The sequence below is a fragment of the Phaeodactylibacter luteus genome, assembly GCF_007993045.1.
GTDB lineage: Bacteria > Bacteroidota > Bacteroidia > Chitinophagales > Saprospiraceae > Phaeodactylibacter > Phaeodactylibacter luteus.
Window position 1 is genome coordinate 64,249 of record NZ_VOOR01000022.1, and the last position, 21,650, is coordinate 85,898.

Annotated in this window: 14 protein-coding genes; 3 read left to right on the forward strand and 11 right to left on the reverse strand. The window is 52.9% G+C overall.

Going from position 1 to position 21,650, the window contains the following annotated elements; all coding sequences use genetic code 11:
• Nucleotides 1–162 precede the first annotated feature (162 nt).
• From thrC to FRY97_RS11905, 8 genes are all read right to left on the reverse strand, one after another.
• On the reverse strand, nucleotides 163–1,479 hold the full coding sequence (gene thrC / locus FRY97_RS11870) for a threonine synthase (RefSeq protein WP_147167754.1): 1,317 nt from the start codon (nucleotides 1,477–1,479) through the stop codon (nucleotides 163–165).
• Nucleotides 1,476–2,417 carry a homoserine kinase gene (locus FRY97_RS11875; protein ID WP_147167755.1) on the reverse strand — a complete coding sequence of 314 codons (942 nt, stop codon included), beginning with the start codon at nucleotides 2,415–2,417 and terminating at the stop codon, nucleotides 1,476–1,478. Before FRY97_RS11875 ends, thrC begins: the two co-directional genes overlap by 4 nt.
• Nucleotides 2,417–4,873 (reverse strand): bifunctional aspartate kinase/homoserine dehydrogenase I, encoded by a 2,457-nt coding sequence (gene thrA, locus FRY97_RS11880; RefSeq protein WP_147167756.1) that lies wholly within the window; start codon nucleotides 4,871–4,873, stop codon nucleotides 2,417–2,419. Before thrA ends, FRY97_RS11875 begins: the two co-directional genes overlap by 1 nt.
• A gap of 620 nt (nucleotides 4,874–5,493) precedes the next feature.
• Nucleotides 5,494–5,967: an rRNA maturation RNase YbeY gene (ybeY, locus tag FRY97_RS11885; RefSeq protein WP_211356858.1), complete on the reverse strand. Its 474-nt coding sequence runs from the start codon at nucleotides 5,965–5,967 to the stop codon at nucleotides 5,494–5,496.
• A complete protein-coding gene (locus tag FRY97_RS11890) occupies nucleotides 5,964–6,350 on the reverse strand; it encodes an ATP-binding protein (protein WP_211356859.1) in 387 nt (128 codons plus the stop codon). The genes ybeY and FRY97_RS11890 overlap by 4 nt, the downstream gene beginning before the upstream one ends.
• 131 nt (nucleotides 6,351–6,481) lie before the next feature.
• Complete coding sequence (locus FRY97_RS11895; protein WP_147167758.1) at nucleotides 6,482–9,853, reverse strand: DUF4175 family protein; 3,372 nt, start codon at nucleotides 9,851–9,853, stop codon at nucleotides 6,482–6,484.
• A gap of 259 nt (nucleotides 9,854–10,112) precedes the next feature.
• Complete coding sequence (locus tag FRY97_RS11900; protein ID WP_147167759.1) at nucleotides 10,113–12,719, reverse strand: DUF3458 domain-containing protein; 2,607 nt, start codon at nucleotides 12,717–12,719, stop codon at nucleotides 10,113–10,115.
• A gap of 137 nt (nucleotides 12,720–12,856) precedes the next feature.
• Nucleotides 12,857–13,624 (reverse strand): alpha/beta fold hydrolase, encoded by a 768-nt coding sequence (locus FRY97_RS11905; RefSeq protein ID WP_147167760.1) that lies wholly within the window; start codon nucleotides 13,622–13,624, stop codon nucleotides 12,857–12,859.
• A gap of 452 nt (nucleotides 13,625–14,076) precedes the next feature.
• On the opposite strand from FRY97_RS11905, the gene FRY97_RS11910 reads away from it, so the two are divergent.
• Nucleotides 14,077–14,844: an OmpA family protein gene (locus tag FRY97_RS11910; RefSeq protein ID WP_147167761.1), complete on the forward strand. Its 768-nt coding sequence runs from the start codon at nucleotides 14,077–14,079 to the stop codon at nucleotides 14,842–14,844.
• A gap of 380 nt (nucleotides 14,845–15,224) precedes the next feature.
• On the opposite strand, the gene FRY97_RS11915 is transcribed toward FRY97_RS11910, so the two are convergent.
• From FRY97_RS11915 to pdxA, 3 genes are all read right to left on the reverse strand, one after another.
• Nucleotides 15,225–16,079 carry a DUF4249 domain-containing protein gene (locus tag FRY97_RS11915; protein WP_147167762.1) on the reverse strand — a complete coding sequence of 285 codons (855 nt, stop codon included), beginning with the start codon at nucleotides 16,077–16,079 and terminating at the stop codon, nucleotides 15,225–15,227.
• Between the two features lie 29 nt (nucleotides 16,080–16,108).
• Entirely contained in the window at nucleotides 16,109–18,451 is a 2,343-nt protein-coding gene (locus FRY97_RS11920; RefSeq protein WP_147167763.1) for a TonB-dependent receptor, read from the reverse strand.
• A 507-nt stretch (nucleotides 18,452–18,958) separates the two neighbouring features.
• Nucleotides 18,959–20,038, reverse strand: coding sequence for a 4-hydroxythreonine-4-phosphate dehydrogenase PdxA (gene pdxA, locus FRY97_RS11925; protein ID WP_147167764.1), 1,080 nt, complete (start codon nucleotides 20,036–20,038; stop codon nucleotides 18,959–18,961).
• A gap of 199 nt (nucleotides 20,039–20,237) precedes the next feature.
• Here pdxA and rsmA point away from each other — a divergent pair, with 199 nt between their 5' ends.
• Together rsmA and FRY97_RS11935 are read left to right on the forward strand one after the other, a co-directional pair.
• The gene (rsmA, locus tag FRY97_RS11930) at nucleotides 20,238–21,020 is read left to right on the forward strand and encodes a 16S rRNA (adenine(1518)-N(6)/adenine(1519)-N(6))-dimethyltransferase RsmA (protein ID WP_147167765.1); all 783 of its coding nucleotides are present in this window, start codon (nucleotides 20,238–20,240) and stop codon (nucleotides 21,018–21,020) included.
• A gap of 79 nt (nucleotides 21,021–21,099) precedes the next feature.
• Nucleotides 21,100–21,546, forward strand: a complete 447-nt coding sequence (locus tag FRY97_RS11935) for a GatB/YqeY domain-containing protein (RefSeq protein ID WP_147167766.1) — start codon at nucleotides 21,100–21,102, stop codon at nucleotides 21,544–21,546.
• The last annotated feature ends 104 nt before the right edge of the window (nucleotides 21,547–21,650 follow it).

Consider the following 21,650-nt stretch of genomic DNA (forward strand, 5'->3'; position numbering starts at 1 on the left):
CCCTACGCAGCGCTAGGCCAACGCCAAGCTATAAAACCCGGAAAGCATAAACGAATACGACATTTTGCCCCCGTAAATAAGGTAAAACACCCACTTGCATAATATGTTCCACGTGGAACATAACACAAAGCCCCCTGTGCTGGCACAGGGGGCTTTGTGTTATCAAGCAAGCTCGGACAACAGCCAAGACTTGAAGGGGAGAAACTCCGGCGGCATGCTTATAGCTACTTTCTGCCGCTCTGCCAGCTCGCCCAAGCGCCGAGGCACAGGTATCTCTTGCCCGAGTATAGCCACTACATCTGGCAAAAACTTAGCCGGGTGGGCAGTCTCCAGGACTACCCCGACCAAGCCAGGATGGGCAGCCTGATATTCCTTAAGGGCAAGGTAGCCAACAGCCCCGTGCGGGTCTATCACATAGCCATACTTGTCGTAGACTTCTCGTACGGCTCCCCGGGTAGCTTCATCTGTGTAAGCATAACCCGAAACTTGCGCTTTCATATTGTTCCACGTGGAACGTTCCTCTAGCTCAGCGTAAAGATCGAGCATCCTTGCAAAATTGGAAGGGTTGCCCACATCCATGGCATTGCTCAAGGTAGCCTTTGAAGGGCGGGGGCGATAACTGCCCGAGCTAAGGTACTCCGGCACTACGTCGTTCACATTGGTAGCGGCGATAAAATGCTTCACCGGCAGCCCCATCCGCTGTGCCAGCAGGCCTGCTGTCAGGTTGCCAAAATTGCCGCTCGGCACACAAAAGACGACTTCTCGCCCGGGCTCTATCTGCTTGTACGCTTCAAAATAATAGAACATCTGAGGGATGAGCCGGCTGATGTTTATAGAATTGGCGGAAGTCAACCGGATTTTCGCATTCAGCTCTTCATCTAGGAAAGCCTGCTTGACCATTGCCTGGCAATCATCAAAAGTGCCTGATACCTCAAGGGCAGTGATATTGTGCCCGAGGGTGGTCAATTGCTTTTCCTGCAGGTCAGAAACCTTGCCAGAAGGGTAGAGGATGACCACCCTCGTGCCAGGAGTCTGCAGAAAACCCGCAGCTACTGCCCCGCCGGTATCGCCCGAGGTCGCCACTAAGATGACTAGCTCACCTGATTCGCCTTGGTTGAAGTAGCTCATCAGCTGTGCCATGAACCTGGCCCCGAAATCTTTGAAAGCCAAGGAAGGCCCGTGAAAAAGCTCAAGCACACGGGCCTCATCGTCCAGCTTTACAACAGGGGCTTCAAAATTGACGGCTTCCGCTATGATCCTTTTCAAGTCTGCCTCAGGAAGTGCCCCCTGAAGCAGACACTTGCTCACCTCAAAAGCTATTTCGGGAAAGCTATAGCTGCGGATATCCTCTAGGAAATGCTGTGGCAGACGGGGGATAGATTCCGGCATATACAGCCCATTGTCTGAAGGGAGCCCCTTCAGGACTGCCTCTCTCAGAGAAGCAAATTCAGCCTTGTTCTTTGTACTGTACAATCTCATCGTGAAGCAATTACTTTTGCGCCTTCCCGGTTGATAGGGGAGGCATAGGTGTCATTAGGGATGTCAAAACGGTCAAATGCAGCGCCCATAGCTTTGGCAGCCTCCTGAGCACAGGCGGCCCCCTTACAGAGCGCAAATACAGATGGGCCTGCCCCTGATATACTACAGCCTAAGGCGCCAGCAGCAAGGGCTGCTCTCTTGACCTCACCGAAGCCTGGTATCAGCTGCGACCGCTGAGGCTCGATGATGACGTCCTCAAGCGAACGGCTAATTAGGCTGTAATCGGATTCGTACAGCCCGACGACGAGGCCTGCAATATTGCCGCACTGCTGAATGCTCTGCCTCAGGGTGGTGGCAGGGCTCAGTACCTCACGGGCGTCCTTGGTCAGTATGCTTACATGAGGGTAAACCACAGCCGCGTACAGCTCATCGGGGATGGGCAGGCTGTGGACATCAAGCCCTTCGTTCGACCGGATCAGGATAATGCCCCCCAAGAGGGAAGGGGCTACATTATCTGCGTGATAAGCGCCGTCTGCAATCTGCTCGCCTAAGACAGCGCAGTGTAAGGATTCCAGCTTCGTAGCTGGCATGCCCAAAAGGGCATTGACAGCCATTACCCCAGCTGCAGCACTTGCAGCACTTGAGCCCAGCCCGCTGCCGAAAGGCATGCGCTTGTGGATCTCCAGCTCTATGCCTACATCCGTTTCTCCCAGCTGCTCAAGAAAGCGGGCAGCTGCAAAGCCTGCTGTGTTTTTCTCTACTACATAAGGCAGCTTGCCGCCGTCGCCTGTTACCTCAACAATCCGGAGCCCAGGCGCGCCTGACCTCCTGGCTACGACCTCGTCGCCCGGGGCGCCGATGGCAAACCCCAGTATATCAAACCCTACAGCGACGTTGGCTACCGTAGCAGGGGCAAATACGCGTACTTCCTCTTTCATTAGCCCAGATAATTTCCGATTGTGATGATTTCTGCAAATACCCCTGCGGCAGTCACCTCCGCACCGGCGCCCGGCCCCCTTACCACCAATGGGCGCTCCTTATAGCGCTCTGTGGTAAAGACAATCATATTGTCGCTCCCGCTCAAATGATAAAACGGGTGATCACTGCCCACTTGCTGCAGCCCGATCGTTGCGCTGCTGCCTTCGAGCTTGCCCACCATGCGCAGCACTTTCCCATTGGCCTCCGCTTCTTGCAGCAGGGCGTTGAAGTAGGTATCTGCAGCTTCCAGCTCGCTAAAAAAGGACTCTACTGTTGCCGCTTGCCGACAAGACTCTGGCAGGACAGGGCTGATGGCCACATCCTCCGCTTCGAGCGGAAGGCCTGTTTCCCTGGCCAAAATGATAAGCTTCCTGCGCACATCGAGGCCGTTCAGGTCGATACGGGGGTCAGGCTCAGTATACCCCAGCTCTTGGGCCTTGCGCACTACCTCACTGAACCGCATGCCCGGTTTGAAGTTGTTGAAAATGTAAGACAAAGAGCCCGATACCACCCCTTCTATGCGCAAGATGCGGTCGCCGCTGATGATCAGGTCGTTCAGGGTAGAAATAACAGGAAGGCCTGCGCCGACATTTGTCTCGTACATAAACTGCACGCCCCGCTTGGCCGCTATCGCCTTGAGGCGCTGATACTGCACAAAACCAGAAGAGACCGCAATCTTGTTGGGGGTGGAAATGGAAATACTGGAGTCCAAGATATCCTCATAAAATGCAGCGACCTTGCTGCTTGCCGTATTGTCGACGAAAATGGTGTTCGACAGGTTCAGCTCTTTCATCTTGCCTATGAATATGGCCGGGTCCATCTCAGTAGCCGCCTCTTGAAGGCTGTCCTGCCATTGCTCCAAGTCGATGCCTGATTCTTCGAAGAGCATCTTCCGGCTGTTGGCCATGCCCACCACCTTGATCTCCAGCCCACGGGTCTCCTTTAAATAGCCGGCCTGCGCCCTGATCTGATTGATGAGAGTGCTGCCGATAAGGCCTACGCCAATCATGAACAAGTGCAGCTCTTTGGTATCTGATAAGAAGAACGACTCGTGCAGGGCGTTCAGCGCCTTGGCCTCATCCGAACGGTTGATAACAACCGATACGTTCAGCTCAGAAGAGCCCTGTGCAATAGCCACGGCATTGATGCCGTTCTTGCCAAGCGCTTGGAAGAGCCGCCCGGAAATGCCCGGCTGATAGCGCATGTTCTCCCCAATGATGGCTACAACGGAAAGGTCTTCTTCTATTTTGACCGGGTTGATGATTTTCATGCTTATCTCGTACTCAAAAGCTTCCTCTACCCGTTTGCGGGCTTTGTTCGCCATGCTCGGCTGAACGGCAAAGCTGATAGCATGCTCGGAAGAGCCTTGAGTGATGAGTATGATGTTGATCCCAGCTGCTGCCAAGCTAGAAAATAAACGAGCGGCAGTGCCCGGCACACCGAACAGCCCACTGCCAGAAAGCGTGAGCAGGGCAACGTGGCTGATGGAAGAAATACCTTTTACCGCTGTCGCTTCCGGGTCTACATGATCTGAGATCAGCGTGCCGATGAAGTCCGGGTTGAAGGTATTCTTGATGTACAGCGGGATTTTCTTGAGCAGGGCAGGCTGTAGGGTAGGCGGGTAAATGACTTTGGCCCCAAAGTGGGACATTTCCATCGCTTCCGCATAAGTCATCGTCGGGATGGTGAACGCCCGCTTCACTTTCCGGGGGTCTGCAGTGAGCACTCCATCTACATCCGTCCAAATCTCTATCACACTAGCATCAAGCCCCGCAGCGATCAGCGCAGCGGTATAATCGGAGCCCCCTCGCCCAAGTGTAGTCGTCAGCCCTCCTTTTGCAGAAGCCACGAACCCTGTAACAACCTGTACGTCAGGGTTTTGAGCATAATGTGCTCTAATTTTCTGATAAGTGAGCTTGAAATCAACCCGTGCCGAACCAAAGGATTTATCTGTCTTAACAATGCGCCTAGCATCTAAGTAGGCAGCGTTGATCCCGCTTTGCCGAAGGACGTGCGAGATGATGAAAGCCGAGCTGCGCTCGCCAAAGCTGAGCACGTAATCCATAGTCCGTTTGGAAGCTTCCCGCACAAGAAAGACCCCATAGAGGAGGTTCTTCAGTACTTCGTTGTTGCGCTCCAGCTCTGGGAGCACTGCTTCCCGGTACTCTCCGTCCAAAAGTTCGTGGACCGCTTGCGTGTGCCGGGCGGCAAAAGCTTCAAAGTGTTCCTGATAAGCTTCATCCCCTTTGGCGGCAAGCGTGCTCATCTCTATGAGGGAGTCAGTAACGCCTCCGAACGCGGAAAATACGACCGTAAACTTTTCGCCTTTGGTATAATAGCCTTTCAGGATATCTACAATGCCGCGGATCCGCTCGGGCTTAGCGACCGAGGAGCCGCCGAACTTCAATACTTTCATGAGTTGCTACAGCTTGTTTTTAAGGGGCAAGAGCATATTTGGAGCTCTAAAAGCCATTTTTGGCATACCGCCTGTCTGTTCACAGTTAAATTCTGAATCAAAAGTAGGGAGGTTTGCCCGAATGTACAGATTGGCAAGGCAGTAAATACAGCAGCAAAGGGCTGAGTGCCCAAAAAAAATGCCCGTTTGTCCGAAGCCCAAGCCCTATGCGCCCAAGGTACAGCTCGGCCGGGGGGCAATAGGCTTGATGGGCCGGGGTTCCGCTTTTGGAGCGCAGGCCGCCGAATAATTTCCTAACCTACCTACTTTAGCAGGGGGAAGGCAACGCTAAACAGCCGGAAGTTTGGCGAGTGCGGCCCGAAGGGCAACCACTTAAGCCCCCGCGCAGGCATTTAGGCCTTATCGGCTATGGGCTGGGACCGGACTAGCGCTGCGCAGGGGTGGCAAGCCCGCAGGGCCGAGCGGACAGCGAGCCCCGGAGCATAGCGACCCCTGCCGTTGGGCAGGGGTAGGCCCCTATCCTTACGGAGGGGGCAGGCCCCCTCACATTATGCAGGGGCAGGCTTAAAAAATCGATAAGCTGGCTTGCGGTCCTAATATGCCCTTGCCCCCGGTATCCTCTACTGCTGAAGGCGGGCCAGCAGTGCCAGCGCCTCATCCTCTTTTTGCCGCATGGCAGCAGCTTCGGCAGGCGTTTTGTCCGGGTAGCCACAAAGGTGCAGTACGCCGTGGATCATGACCCGGTGAAGCTCCTGCTCAAAAGGGAGGCCCAGCTCCGCAGCATTTTCCTGCACGCGGTCTATACTGATAAAGATATCGGAATACACCACGGGAGGCGGCTGATAAGGGAAGGTAATGATATCGGTATAAGTATCGTGGCTGAGGTATTCCAGATTGACTTGGTAGAGGTATTCGTCGCTACAAAAGATGTAGGTGAGCTCTTGCAGGGTGCAATTTTCTTTTTCAATGACCGCTTCGACCCAACGCTCGAGCAGGCTGGGTGAATCCGGCAGGAAAGCGACATCTTCGTGGTGGAAGGAAATGCCAGCGGGGGCATCCTCCTCGGGCCCGCCGGGCCATTGTTCAGGCATCATAGATTGAACCGCATTTCAACGGTAGAGCCGTTATTGTGGAACAAGAGCATATCGGAGAGCTGATGCATTAAGAAGACCCCGCGGCCGCCGACCTGCATCAGGTTTTCAGGGGCAGTAGGGTCAGGAAGGTTATTGGGATCAAAGCCACAGCCTTCGTCGGTAACGCGTACGGCCAGGCAGCCTTCCTGTTTGCGGAGCTGTATCTGCACGGTTTTGGATTCATCATTACTGTTGCCGTGAATGATAGCATTATTGACGGCTTCTGTCAGGGTGATAAGGATATTGCCATAGACATCCGGGTTGATCTCGTACTTACTGACGGCCTTTTCCACGAAAGATTCTACGAGGGCGATATTCCTGGGGTTTGAGGAAAGCTTCAACATAATAGGCTTGTAACTCATGATGAATCCCTGTAAAGTAAATCAAAATCCAATAAGAAGCAAGCCCTTGGGGCTTGGCCCAAAAGTACCGGCGCTGTAGGCTACATATCCCACAGCGCCGGCAGGCTTTCTATTTACTTGGCTTGCAGCGACTTTACGTATTCCTCTACCAGGAATTTATAGTAAGGCTTCAATGCCGGATTTACGGTTTTGTACATTTCAATTTCCGCTTCCCGCTTGCGGATGTACTCTTCGAGGGAAGGCGGCATTTCGCGCTGCTGCTGAGCAGCCTGCTCGGCCTTACGTTTTTCCTCGTACTCCTGTTGGCGTTCAGCTTTTTCGTGCTCGAGCAATCGGGTTAGGATATCCTGCTGCCGCTCCATCATTTGGTTATTGAGCCGCTTATTGACCAGGTCTTCTTCTATTTTATCCATCTGATCCATGATCTCCTGTAGCTGTTGGCTGCCTTTGCCCTGCTCGCGGAGCTTTTTCTGTTTTTCTTCGAGGGCTTTGCGCAAAGCAGCCTGCCGGGCTGCCATTTGGGCAAACTCCTTAGCGCCAGGGCCGCCCTTGCCTTTGCCATCCTTCATGCGCTGCTTCATCTGCTCCATCATGTCATTGAGCGACTGCTGCCCCTGACTGATTTTGTCTTTAGGCTTGCCATTGGGGCCTGATCCCCCGGGCTTATCGCACATTTGGCTGCCAGCCATTTGACTGGCCATCTGCTGTTGCATTTGGTTCATGACCTCGCTCAGCATCAGGGCCAGGTCATTCAGGTTTTTCATGCTCCGCTGCTGATGATTAGATGCCTCTGTTTTATGGCGTTCTTCCAATTCATCAAGGCCTTCGCGTAAATTGGTTTTGATCTCTGTGACCTTCTCTGTTACGAAAGCTTCAATTTGGAAAACCCGCTTGCTCAGGGCCTGCAAGCTATCCTCTACCAGGCGGAAATCATCCTGCAGCTTAAACTGATTTTGCACCAGCTCAACGTACCTTGGCGTATTGATTTCGGCTACCCCAAACTCATCGATGAGGTCTTCCTGATCAAAAGAAAGGCCTACGATATTTTCCAGCAGCTGCCGCAGCGCATCCATATCCTCTTGCATCTGCTCCATTTCAGAAGACTGCATTTCCATCTGCATGGCATTAGCCATCTGCTTCATTTTATCGGAGGCTTTCTGCTGAGCGTCAGAAGCTTTCTTTTTGTTCTGCTGCTGCAGTTGTTCCTGACTTTCATTGATGTCCTTTTGGATGTCGTCCATCTCTTCCTTGCGGTCCTCCATTTCTTGAGGGCGCTCTAGGTCTTCGTTCTTCTTTTCAATGCCCTCCATTTTTTCCTGCAGCTTCTCGAACGCTTCAGCTATTTCCTCCTGCTTCTGCTCCAGCTGCTCCTGTTTGGCTTGTTCCTCTTCGGGAGATTGTTCGTCAGCCTGTTCCTCCGCTTCACGAGTTTCTTCGGCCAGTTCTTCCTGCTCTTCAGCCAGCTTCTCCAGCTCTTCGATAGCCTCCGTCATCTCTTTCTCGAGCTCGAGCTGTTTGTAAAGCTCCAGCATACGGTCGAGCTCCATCTCCATTTCTTCGTCGGACATTTCCATCTCCTCCATCATCTCGAGGGCCTCATCCTTGTTCAGTTCTTGCATGAGCTCCTCCAGCTGCTTCATGAGCTCTTTCATTTCATCGCTCATGACCTTTTCCATCATCTCTTGGATCTGCTCCTGCTTCTTCAGTATCTCTTCATCCTGTTGATTGAGCTCCTCCTGGTTTTTAAGGTTTTCCTCGAAAGCTTTTTTGGCTTCCTCTATGGTCTTTTCCAGGTCCTTTTGCCGGTCGAGCAGCTTCTCCAGCTCTTTGCGCTGCTGCCAGTCGAGCTCGCGCTCCTGCAAGATCTTTTCCCGCATCTTGCGCATTTCGTCCTGTATCTTTTTCGACTCATCGAGCGCGTTCTTCAGCTCTGCTTTGATCTTGTTGTCATTATCCTCTTCCATTGCTTTGAACTCCTCCAGCGTAGGCATAGCGTAAAGCATGGTATTGGTACGGGCAGATTTGCTCCCGTTGACGCCATCGTTATCAAAGATTTCGAAATAGTAGGCTACCTCATCGCCCGGCTTCAGGCCCAGCTCGTTGAGGTCAAATACGTGGTCATACTGTACTTGTTTCCCGCCAGAGTAGGAAATGGGCGTACGCTGCAGAGGCTCCTGTGTACCGTCCGCTTTTTTGATTTGGTAGTTGAAGCTCAGCCCTCGCAGCCCGTAGTCATCAGAGGCCTGGCCAACGAAGAAAAGGAGCTTACGCTGCGTGCTGTCTTGAAATTTATCTACCTCGATAGACGGGTACAAGTCTGGGATAACTGAAATGGTATACCCGATAGAGTCTGCGTTGGGAAGGTCTGCATTAGAGACCAATAGCTTGTAAGCTTGGTCCTCCATTGCTTTGTACTTGTAGGTAAACAGCTCATCTGAGAAACGCTTGGTGTCTACCAGGCCCTCTTCTCCCGAAAAGCGAAGGCGGATAGCATCCGTATATTCTGCATTGAAGACCCAGTCGATCATAGTACCTTCAGGAACGGCCAAGTCGCCTATGCTGGAAAGCGTTTCGTCCTTCCTGCCCGTGTAGGCCGGGTAGCTCAACTTTACATCGAAGCCGATCACGTTAGGCTTGCGAAGCACATTGAGCGTATACTCGCGCGAAGAAACCCCGGAAGCGTACAGCTTGAAATCCGTCGCCTTCTGTACATTATTGAAGCGGTACACGAAACGGTTGGCTTCCTCTTTCCTAAGCCGGTACTGCGCTTTATCCACCTCAATAAAGACCTCGTTCGGCAGTTGGGCCCCTTCAATTTTGACCTCCATCTCATAGTCTTCGTACTGAATAACGCGGGGAGCTTCTTCTGCAAGCACGAAGGAAAACGGAGCAGGCTTTTCAAACTCTTCGTTATTGCGGATAAGGCGTGCCGTACTGTCTGTGATCAGGCTTGCATTCACAAATAGAATGATGAGCAGAAGCGCCAAAGGAGGCAGGGCGTACCTTAAGTACTTGCGGTTTTTGCTCAGGTCGATGGCACTCTTAAAGGGCACCAGCTTGATCTCCTCCGACTTTTGGTCAATGCCTGCCAGCAGCAGGTCTTTACTGCCGGTAGCTTGCTCAGCCTGATGCCGCAGCTGCAGGATGTTCAGCAATTTGTCTTTGACGTTGTCAAAGTGCTGCCCGATAATTTGTGCAGCCTGCTGATGAGAAATGACCTGCCCAAGGCGGAAGTAGCTGAACAGGGGCTTGAACACCCACACCCCAAGCGCCGCAGCGCTAACGCCCATAAAGGAAAAAAACATCACCTTGCGGACCGCTGTGCTGAAGTAATAATAGTACTCCAGCATGCTCATCCCGAGGAACAACAACAGGACAAGCCCGGTGCTGTAAAGCAGCCCTCGTATCAGCTTATTGATGTAATATTTGCGTATGAACTGGTCCAGTTTCTGGATCAATGCCTGATAATTGTCGTTCGTTGCCATGCGTATACCTCTGTGTGTCGTGTCATTGCAGATTCCCTGCTGCAGAATACCAAACGGATAGGAGCCCCTTCGGGATGAGGAGCTGCGGCAGTTTAACACAATGAAAAAAGAAATGATTGCCCCATTGCCATTTATTGCCGGCCTGAATCCGTGCGGAGCCCGCTTAAATTACCCCCCTTTTATCACAAAGTCAAGCATCCGGGGGGGATGCCCCCCGGATATGACGTCTTCCTGATTAAGAGATACTATGTTAGCATCTCTAAGGTTTTACATCAGACAACATCTGCTCGAAAAAGGCCTTCAGCTGAGGGTTCTCTTCATTGTCCCGTATACTGATCAGCTGCTCGAGCAAAGTGCCAGCGAGGGCTTGCTGTGCGTCCCCTTCCTCTGCAGCCATCTGCAGCCGGATGCGGTTTAGCCCCCGGGCAGAGCCAAAGCGCAGCCATGGGGTAGCGCCTTTTTCGGTAGCGACCTCGGCCAAATGGGCGGCGACCGCCTTCGCAGTTTCAAAATCGCCATTGCGAGCCAGCTCCTGATAAGCATCTACAAAGTAGATCGCCCCAAAACCATCAATATTCGCTAGGTTTTCCTTAAAGAAAGGCAAATACTTGGCGTCTCCCGTAGCAGCGTAAAGCTCGCCCACAGCCAACAGCAGGTCACTGGCTTTTTCGCTGCTCAGCTTTTCTGCCTCGGCCAAGGCTGCGGCGGTGTCTACTGCAGCCAGATATTGCAGTGCTGCCCCAATGACGCTGTAAGCAGGGTCTTCAGCAATGGCTTGCACAGCCAGGTCTTTGGCTTCCATATCCTTGGCTTCCGCCAAAATCGAAAATGCGCTGCCGCGCACTTCCGAGTGTCCGTCCTCGCGCGCCATTTTCATTACAGCTGCCCGAGCATCGCCAAATGACGCTACGCTCAAGTTCTGAAGCGCCTCGGAGCGGATGGCCCAAAACGGGTCTTCCAATGCTGCTTTCATCATTTCCTGAGCCGCCTCGCCCTCGTCCATCTGAAGGGCAAGCAAAGCTTCGTACCGGTCAAGGAAACGTGGCGCATGGCGGAACTGGAACAACATCTCCTCGGCGGTCTTATTGTCGTTGGCCTCCGCCAGAAGCACACGGTCTGCATCAAAATTGATCAGCGCTGGCTTCGCTTCCACCGGGAAGCGGAACTCCTGCTTCCGCTGATTGACAAAAACCTCCTGACGGGCAACAGCGCCGCTTTCGTCATAAAGGTCCACAGCAACTGGCAACTGAAAAATAGCTGGCATGCGCTCCGCATCCTGAACCTGTTCTACGGTAAGAGTAGCCTCAGATGTGGCTTCGTCATACCCATAAGTGATTTCAAGCTTAGGGTGGCCTGCCTCAAAATACCATTGGTTGAAAAACCAGTTCAGGTCTTCGCCCGTCACTTCTTCGAAAGCGAGGCGGAGGTTGTGGGCCTCCACTGCCGAGTAAGCGTTGTCAGTCAGGTAAAGGTTGAGCCCGGCGAAGAAAGCCTCATCGCCTACATAGTTGCGCAGCATGTGAAGGACTGCGCCGCCCTTGTTGTAGCTGTGCGCATCAAACATGTCCTCCTTGTCATCGTACCCAAACTCGATCAGCGGGTGGATGTCCCGCTGAGCAGAGCTGAGGTAGCCGGCCCATTCGCTCAGCAGATGATGGTCTGCAGCATCTTTTCCATATTTGTGCTCGTACCAAAGGTATTCGCTATAATTGGCAAAGCCCTCGTTCATGGTCAGGTTCGACCAGCTCTCAGTCGTGACGAGGTCTCCGAACCAGTGGTGGAACATCTCGTGGGCCACAATCTTGTCGTTGTGGTTGTCGATCAGCTCCCGCTTGTGGCGCTGCACAAAGTCTCCGAAGATTACCGCGGTGGTATTCTCCATAGCACCCGATACATAATCGCGCACGACGACCTGAGCGTACTTCGGCCAAGGGTATTTGACGCCAAGCTTGTCCGAAAAGAAAGACAGCATCTCTTTGGTATGGGCGAAAATCGCTTCCGCATCTTCCTTGTACTCTGGCTCAACATAATACGTGACCGGCTTCCCTTCCCAGCTGTCTTCCACTACTGCAAATTCGCCTATGGCCAGCATAAAAAGATAAGGCGCATGGGGCTGATCCATTTTCCAGTACCAGGTCCGCTGCCCATTTCCAGCCTCTGTTTTACTGATGAGCGTGCCATTAGAGAGCACTTCGTACTTGCCGTCCACCGTCACTTTCATTTCCTGGGTCGTACGCTCGTTGGGCTTATCCACAGTTGGGAACCAACGGGAGTTGTGCTCGGTTTCGCCCTGTGTCCAGATTTGAGTCGGCTTGTCAGGATCCTCACCGCGGGGGTCTATAAAAAACAGCCCCTTATCAGAAGTGATAGCCGAGCTGCCCCCGGAAGCTGAAGGGGTGGCGATATAGTCGATGACAAGAGTGTACTCCTCCCCCTTTTTATATTCCCGCCCCAAATCTATATTGATCCGCTGCCCGTCGTAGTCATAATCCAGCTCAGCATCCTGCCCTTCCAGCCGGACCGATTTGAATGCAAACCCTTTGGCATCGAGGGCTACTTGATCCGTTGCATAGAAGTAAGGAGCCAGGCGGAGGGTAGCCACACCAAGCACCTGCTCTTTTTCCCAATCGAACCGCAGATCCAGGGCAGTGTGCAGCAAATCGTGCTTGCGGGTGTAGCTGCTGCGGTAAACCGGCAGCTCATACACCGGCTCTTCGGCCACAGGGCCAGCCGGAGCAGAGACGACCATGGTATCCAAGTCGCGGATTTCAGTTTCAGGTGCCTGCACGGCAGCTGGCTTGGTAGCATTGCACCCCCATAACAGGCCAGCTGCAAGGAGCGGCAAAAATTGTTTTTGAACGGACATAGCGAAAGTTCAGGTTTTGTTTTTGAATACAAACGAAAGCACCCCTGCAGCAAAGCAACTGCAGAGGGAACATGTTGATGTGGCAAGAAAGGATAAGCTGACAGCCTCTAGCACCAGACTGAAAGCGCCTGTTTGTCCTAAGCATTATTGACCTCCAGCAGGAAGTCGCCCAGGTGTTGGTTGAACGCTTCGGGATACTCCATCATTGGGGCATGCCCGCATTGCTCTATAAAAATGAGCTTAGAATGCTCTATCAATTCGTGGAATTTCTCGCCAACGAAGGCAGGGGTCACTTGATCATCGCGGCCCCAGACCAGGAGCGTCGGCGCCTGAATCTGATGCAGCTTATCACCTAGGTTGTGCCGTACTGCTGACTTGGCTGTAGCAATAACCCGGATCGCTTTGTTCCGGTCGTTGACGATATCGAACACCTCGTCTACCAGCGCTTTAGTGGCGACTTCCGGATTGTAGAAGGTCGCTTCGGTCTTCTTCTTGATGAAGTCATAATCCCCCCGCTTGGGGAAACTCGTGCCCATAGCGCTTTCAAACAAACCCGAGCTGCCCGTCAGGATGATGGAATTCACCTTATCCGGCTGTGCCAGCGCGTAAAGCAAAGTAATATGCCCGCCCAGTGAATTGCCCAGTACATTGACTTTGCCGTAGCCTTTATGCTCCACAAAATCAACAACATAATCTACCAGGCCGGTAACCGATACTTTTCGGATAGGAAGCTCAAAAATAGGCAGGAGGGGCACGACTACGTTGTAGTCTTTGCCAAAATGGCTGATGATGCCTTCGAAGTTGCTGAGCGCACCGAACAGGCCATGCAGCAAAATAAGGTTTTCGCCTTTACTGCCTGTCTCAATGTACTTAAACCTTCCTTCCTCCTTAATTGGGTATTCCATTTAGCTCTTTAATGATTTAGATAGGCCAGCAGAGCGCCTTTTGCAAATGGTAAAGCGGCGCGCTGCGGGATAGGCAAAAATAGGTAAAATATTCCAACACAAGCCTCGCTGCTAATTTAACATAATACGGCTTGCCCTTTGTGTAAACATTAACAGGAAAACAGGGGTTATCCTAGAAAATCCTCCCCAAAAACTCCAGTTCTTGAAAGGAGGCACTATACCCGCCCATCAAATAAAGCCGAATTACCTCCAATCCAATTTACGGATTTATAAAATATTGCAACCTTTTTTTACCTTTGACTCCCGTAAGTAAAGGGGATTAGCCAGGCTTACCTGCCAGGAAAAACAAATCTTGGCATTTTCAATCCTGTTGTGGCCCCGGCCGCTATGATTCGTCCAAACTTACAGGCAAACGTTAAAACCAATATAATTCACTAATCAAACTAACGAACATGCGTCTGATAGTTAAATTACTCATCTTCACGCTGGCTATCGGCTCCCTTCAGTCCTGCGTATCTAAGAAGAAGTACGACGAACTGGCTGCAGCCAAAGAAGCTACCGACCAAGCACTGGCGGAAACACAGTCTCAGCTGAAAACCCTCGAGGAAGAAAAGGCGGCACTCGAAGCTGACTTCGAATCTACCAAAGCTGACCTCAACGGCAAAATCTCTGACCTCGAAGGCAAAATGTCTGGCATGGAGTCTCAGATGTCTCAGATGAAAGAAAAGCTGAACATGACTGAGAAAGAGCTGAACGCTCTGAAAGAAGAAATCAACGGCATCTTTGGCGCTTACGCCAACTCTGGCCTGAAAATGGAAGAGCGCGATGGCAGCCTCTATGTAGTGACTTCCAACCCTGTTCAGTACCGCAGCGGCTCTACAGCCCTGAGTGCTGACGAGCGCAGCGCTCTGGAAGAGCTGGCTATGACCCTCAAGAACAACCCTAAGCTTCAGCTGATGGTTGTTGGCCACACTGATGACCAGAAAATGGTTGAAGGTGCTGCTTACCGCGATAACTGGGACCTGAGCGTCGCTCGTGCCAACCGCGTTGTGCGCTACCTCATCAGCAAAGGCGCAAGCCCTGCACAGCTGACTATCGCTGGTCGTGGCGAATCTATGCCTGTGGGTGACAACGAAACGGCTGAGGGCCGTCAGGAAAACCGCCGTACTGTAATCCAGCCTAACCCAAACCTGGGTGGCTTAATGAAAGCTGGCAACTAAGCTTGCCCTTTCTTAAAAAAAACTACGGTTAACTCGAAAAGCCGGTACTGTTTGCTCAGTACCGGCTTTTTGTTTGTGCGCATCCTCCCCTGCTAAGAGCTAGAAAATACAGGCCTCATCATGAGCCCGCTCCTTACTCCAATCAAGGATCTATATAAAACAGCTCCAATCAAGCACGGCCACAAACCAGATTGCCGTTTTTTTTCCTGCCCAGCCTGCTTCGCGGTATGGGGCCTGCCCCTGCCTAATGGCAGGTGCCGCTATGCTACGGGGCTCGCTGCCCGCTCGGCCCTATCGGGCTTACACCCCTTCGCAGCGCTAGGCCAGTGCCAGGCTATAGTATAGGTGCCTGCGACTATTTGGGTGCACGCCCACAAGCGCTAAGGCTCCTCGATAATATCCATCCGCTGCGTTTTCGCCAAGCCTGTGAAAATCCCCAGAGCTCCTGCATCACCACCAAGGTTAGAGATCACCGGGCTGGGCTGCCCAAAAGGGTTCCCATTGGCTGCAGCAGCCCCGCTTACACTTTCCAAAAAGGTGGCGTAATCCTCAGAGATATGGTACAGGGTCGTAAACAGTGTATCCCCTACCTCATAATTGAAGCCGGTGCCAAAAGCGATCGTGCTATCTCCAGGGGAGAGCAGACGGTCATCAGAAACAAAATCCTGCTCGGGGAGGCTGTCCAGCGCATTCAGCTGAAGCATGTAGCGGTAATAATTGTCCTGATCGGGATCATCCGTGAAGTAGGTCAGTACCCGGGCCAGGGTATCTGTTTCCGGAAACTCGACCACCAAACTGTCGATCGCGACAGGGGGCAGAAGAGCCGTCTGCCCTGTAATGGTACGGCCATCGGGCAAACGGATGAACAGCTCAAAGGGCAGGCTGCTGTCCTCCGGCACGCGTGCCCCCCCCTCAGCAATGTAATTGTATATCTTCTGGGTTTGTGGGTCTAAAGACAACTGATTGTTCAGGGTGTAAGTAGCCCCGTTGTGCACAATCTCCACCTCCGCTCCACTCAGCAAGAGCTCGCCCAGGAAATTGTCTACAGTAGGGAGCGGGTCGAAGTAAGCCGCGCTCCGCGTCAACAACAGCCGGAAAGGCTGGCCAGGCTCGAGATAAGCTTCCACCACAGGGCGGCTTTCATATTCCGGCAGGTCAATGTCGATTTCCTGCTCTAAATTGCAGGCGGCCAGTGCTGCAAAAGAAAAAAACAATAGCCATTTACTCATTTTCATATCGGTCCGTTTCAGGTTGTCAGGTTAGTTTAAAACTCAAAGTTCCACGTCAGTGAGGGCAAAATGGGGAAAAGAGAGACCTGCTTGGCAGCAATCCCGGTAGGCACCTCGATATCCGTGCCTTCAATGGCTTCAAAGCTCGGCTCCAAGAAAATAAAAAACGCATTGCGCCGGTCGTACGCATTGACTACGCTCAGGGTCAAGTCGCTCTTTCCCCATTTTGGGAAAAATTTGTAGACCAGCCCCAAGTCAAGCCGATGATAAGCCGGCAAACGGAAGTTGTTGCGCTCCCGGTAATCCGGGACAACAGCCTCGAAGCCAGCGCCAGGCACATCCTGAAAGGTAAAACGCCCGGGCGGGAGCCAGCTCAGGTCGCCTGAGCCGTACACAAAGGTGACAGAAGCAGTGAACCGGCGGCTGATCTCATAAATGCCTACTACGGAAATATCATGGCGCCGGTCGTAAATAGGGCTGAACGGGCCAAAACCTTCCGACTCCTGCGCAAACCGGCCGTTGGGGTCCAGGGTCTCAAAGTTTTGCAGGCGGGTAAGCGCTAGGGTATAGCCAACCCAACCGGTCAGGCGCCCCTGTTTCTTTTCAATGCTGAACTCCAAGCCATAGGCGCGCCCCTCTCCTACTGCAAACTCTTCCTCCAGCTCGTCATTGACAAAAATCTGGGCTCCGTCCACAAACTGTAGCTGATTGGCCAGCCATTTGTGATACCCCTCTACATTGATAAAATACTGGTCGCCCAACAAGTAGGAAAAACCAGCCGCCACCTGATCTGACCGCTGCGGCCTGACACGGCTAGTGGACGGGTACCAAATGTCGGTGGGCAAGGCAACACCGGCATTCGCAATCAAGTGCAGGTACTGATACATGCGGGCATAGCTGGCCTTTGCGCTGACACGGTCCGATACCCGGTAGCGGGCGGCCACTCTAGGCTCCAGGCCAAAGTAAGTTTTGCCGTCATTGCTGAAACCGCTCAGCCGAATCCCGGCGTTGATGCTCAGCTCGTCTGAAAGCTCCATCTCATCGGCAAAGTAGGTGCCAAACTCTACTCCGTCAAACTCCTGACCGGCAGAAAAACTGACCACGCCGTCGTCGCTCCCTGCCTGCAGCCGCCCTACAGTAAAGGTGTGGTGGGTGCCCATCACCCCAAAACGCATCGTGTGCCGGTTGTTGGGCGCAAAGTAAAAATCTGTCTTCAGGGTAGCGTCCTGTATATCAGAGCCCAGCCCAAAAGAAAACCCCGTTACCTCATTGCGGATGTTGTACTGATAGTCCGAATACGTAAAAGTAGTATTCGCAAACAGCTTGGGCGAGAATACATGATTCCAGCGGGCAGTCCCTGTAGCATTCCCCCAGTCAAAATCGAAATTGAAAAAATCGCTGTTGAAGCCGAACACATCCCGCCCAAAGTAGCCGCTCAAGAACAGGCGGTCCTTTTCCCCAAACTGATGGTTCACCTTGGCGTTGAGGTCATAAAAATAGTAATCCGGGATAGGGGTGAAATCTTCATTGCCCTCATTGGCCCGGTTGACGCCCCGCGTCAGCAGGTCTACATATGTCCTACGGCCCGAGACGATAAAACTGGATTTGCCTTTCTGAATGGGGCCTTCCAACGTGAGGCGCGAACTGATGAGCCCTAGCCCGCCAGAGCCCGAAAATTTTTGGTTGTTGCCCTCCTTTAGCTTCACATCAATCACAGAAGAAAGCCGTCCTCCGTACTGAGCCGGGAAGCCCCCCTTATAAATTTTCAGGTCCTTGACCGCATCCGTGTTGAAGGTGCTGAAAAAACCGAAAAGATGATTGGCGTTGTAAACGATGGCCTCGTCCAGTACGATCAGGTTCTGATCTCCCGCACCGCCGCGCACAAACAGGCCCGTCCGGCCTTCGCTGCCCGAAGGGATGCCCGGCTTGAGCTGCACCGTCTTGAGGATATCGCTCTCGCCCAACAAGACAGGCACCAGCTTGGCTTCACGGGTAGATATGGCTTCCACGCTCATCTCTGTAGAGCTCATCTGCTCCTGATAAGAGTTAGCCTTGACAACTACCTCTTCCAGTTGTACACCTGTAGAAAGCCCCAGGCTCAGGACCGTATCGGCCTTCGGCAAAAAGGAGGCCAACTGGCTCTGAAAGCCCACATAGCTGAATACGAGCTCAACGGCTGTATCCGAACGGGGGATGGAAAGGGAATAAAAACCGTACTCGTTGGTGGTGGTGCCCAGCCCGAGCGAAGGCGCCGCCACCGTAGCACCTATCAGCGTCTCTCCCGTCTCCTCATCGCTGACAGAGCCACTGACCGTCACTTCCTGCGCCTCTATAGCCCCGGCTAGGAGCAACAGGATGAAGTTGAAGTAAAATTTCATAGCACAAAATTGATTTGACCGTTTTTAGAAGCCGGGCCTCATATCTGAACCTCGGCACTACACTAAAACAGTTAGGCGAAAAATGGTTTCAGGTTATTTTTTGCAGCGGCAAAAGTACTGCCGTGCAGCCCATACCAAATCAATTTTCCAACCAAGCACGACTTTTCATCTACTAAAAACAAAACCGCTTTGCCCCCCCTGCCTCACAGCCCGCTTTTTGCCTACAGGCAACCGGGCTCCAACCAGGTTATCCCTGTTTTGCTTGCCCCTTCCGTAAGGATAGGGGCCTGCCCTTGCCCAATGGCAAGGGCCGCTACGCTCCGGGGCTCGCTACCCGCTCGGCCCTATCGGGCTTGCCACCCCTGCGCATCGCTAGGCCGGCAGCGCTGTGCCTCTGCACAGCAAGCCCAAGCCCCAAAACGCAAACAGCCGGTGTGCCTTTTCAAGGCGCACCGGCTGCAAACCGCTTCTAAGCGTTAAGGGCTGAATATTGGTATTGAGCCAGATCTAATCTTCAGTGAGCACCTCGTCCTCACCTTCTACATCAGCAGGTTTTTGCCGCTGCCCCAAAGCATTGGCGTGGAGCTCTATGTACTGCTTCCGGCTGCGGGCCACATCCAACGCCAAGTAAAGCGCGCTGCGGAAAGAAGAAGGGTCGGCTTCGTTCCTGCCCGCCAGATCGTAAGCAGTGCCATGGTCAGGGGAAGTGCGCACATGAGTAAGCCCAGCAGTAAAATTCACGCCATTCCCAAACGACAAAGCCTTGAAGGGGACGAGCCCCTGATCGTGATACATCGCCAGGATGCCATCAAATTTGGTGTGCTGCCCAGATCCGAAAAAGCCATCGGCGGGGAAAGGCCCCATAGCCAGTACCCCTTTCTTCTTCAGCTCTACTATGGCAGGGCGGATGAACTGCTCCTCCTCGTCCCCGAGCACTCCCCCATCACTTGCATGAGGGTTGAGCCCCAATACCGCGATGGTAGGCCGCTCAATGCCAAAGTCAATGCGCAGGGCTTCGTGAAAAACCTCCAGCTTGCGCTTTATCAGATTCTTATCGATAGCGTGGGCCACTTCTTTCAAAGGCAGGTGGTTAGTGGCCAGCCCAATGCGGAGCCCCTCGTTTACCATAAGCATCAGGTGCTCCTGGCCACGGCCCAGCTCCCGGGCCAAGTACTCCGTATGCCCAGGGAAGGGGAACTGCGCCAGCTTCATCGCCTCCTTGTTGATAGGGGCAGTGACCAGCGCATCCACTGTGCCATTTTGTAGCGATTTCACGGCCTGTTCCAACGAGATGCCCGCGTACTGGCCACTGAGCTCAGTAGCTTTGCCCAGTGTGATGTTCACGTTGTCCATCCAGCAGTTTACCACATTAAACTTCCCAGGCTCCGGTGTATCCCCTGGCCGGATGCTTTGGAATTCCAATTCCCCGTTGATGATGTTTTTGTGGTAGGATACGACTTTAGAAGAACCGAACAGCACGGGGGTACAGAGGTTGAGCAGGCGCTCATCACAAAATGTTTTAAGGATTACCTCCAGCCCGATACCGTTGATATCGCCTATGCTGATGCCTATATTTAACTTATCCATGTCTGATATTAAGATTTAGAAAGCTGGTGCCCGGCCCCAATTTCACCCTAGCCTGCTTCATAAGGCGCCTGAAGGTTGTATCTTTGGCCCACCGGCAGCAGCAAGTTGCAAAAGTAGGTATTTTTTAGCGTCTGTAGTGCGCAGCAGCCCACAAGCGGATTGCCCAAGCCGCCCATTCACACACAATAAGCAAAGTTATTTGAAAGCCAAAAAATCATACGGCCAGCATTTCCTCAACAGCAACGCCATTGCCGAGCGCATAGCCCTCAGCCTGCAGCTGGGCGGGGAAGCCTACAGCCGCATCGTAGAAGTGGGGCCCGGCCGCGGCATGCTCACCCAGTTCCTGCTGCAGCGCCCTGAGCAGCTCCTCGTCATTGAGGCCGACCCCGACATGGTCCTCTACCTCAACAAACACTACGAAGCCCTGCGCAGCCATATCGTCGGCGCTGATTTCCTCCGGGTAGACCTCCCCGCCTTAAATGAACACCAGCCCTTCGGCCTGATCGGCAATTTCCCCTACAACATCTCCTCCCAGATCCTCTTCAAAATGGTCGACAACCGCCATCTGATACCAGAAATGGTAGGCATGTTCCAAAAAGAGGTCGCAGAGCGGGTCGTGGCAGGGCCAGGCAGTAAAGCCTATGGCGTCATCAGTGTGCTCGTGCAGGCTTATTATTCAGGCGAATACCTCTTTGGCGTTGACAAAAGCAAGTTCTCCCCACCGCCCAAAGTGCAGTCGGCGGTCATCCGGCTGACACGGAAAGCCGAACAGCAACTGCCATGTGATGAAGGGCTCTTCAAGCACATTGTCAAACAGGCGTTCAGCCAAAGGCGGAAAATGCTGCGCAATACGATGAAAGGGCTCCTCCGCGACAGCCCGCTCTTGCAGGAGCCCATCTTCAATGAGCGGCCAGAACAGCTCAGCCTCCATGATTTTATACAGCTTACTCGGTGGGTAAGCCAGCACCGTGGCCAGGATTGAACTTTCCACGCTTAAAAAGAATTGCATATACTATCCGGCACAACATCAAATTATGTGCCCAACCAAAATTCCATACGGTATGAACTTAGAAGCAAAATTGACCGCAGACCTCAAAACCGCCATGAAAAGCAAAGACCAGGCTGCCCTGAGGAGCATACGTGCCATCAAATCTGCTATACTCCTGGAAAAGACCAGTGGCTCTAATGAAGCGTTCTCAGAAGAGAAAGCCATCAAAATGCTGCAGAAACTCGTGAAACAGCGTAAAGACTCTCTCGAAATTTATACCAAGGAGGGGCGTGAGGACCTGGCACAGACCGAACGGGAAGAAATCGAAATCATCCAAGCTTACTTGCCTGAGCAGATGAGCGAAAGCGAACTGCAGGCAGAAGTCAAAGCCATCATCGCTGAGACTGGGGCTTCCTCCATGAAAGATATGGGCCGCGTCATGGGCATCGCGAGCAAGCGCTTTGCAGGACGGGCAGAAGGGAAAGCCATATCCGCTGCGGTAAAATCCCTGCTCGGGTAAAGCCGTACAGCTCCCCCCTGCAGCTCGATATTGTAGGGGCCGCACAACCGCACAAAAAGGCCCGGTACACTCGCTGTGCCGGGCCTTTTTTTATGCATTCGCGC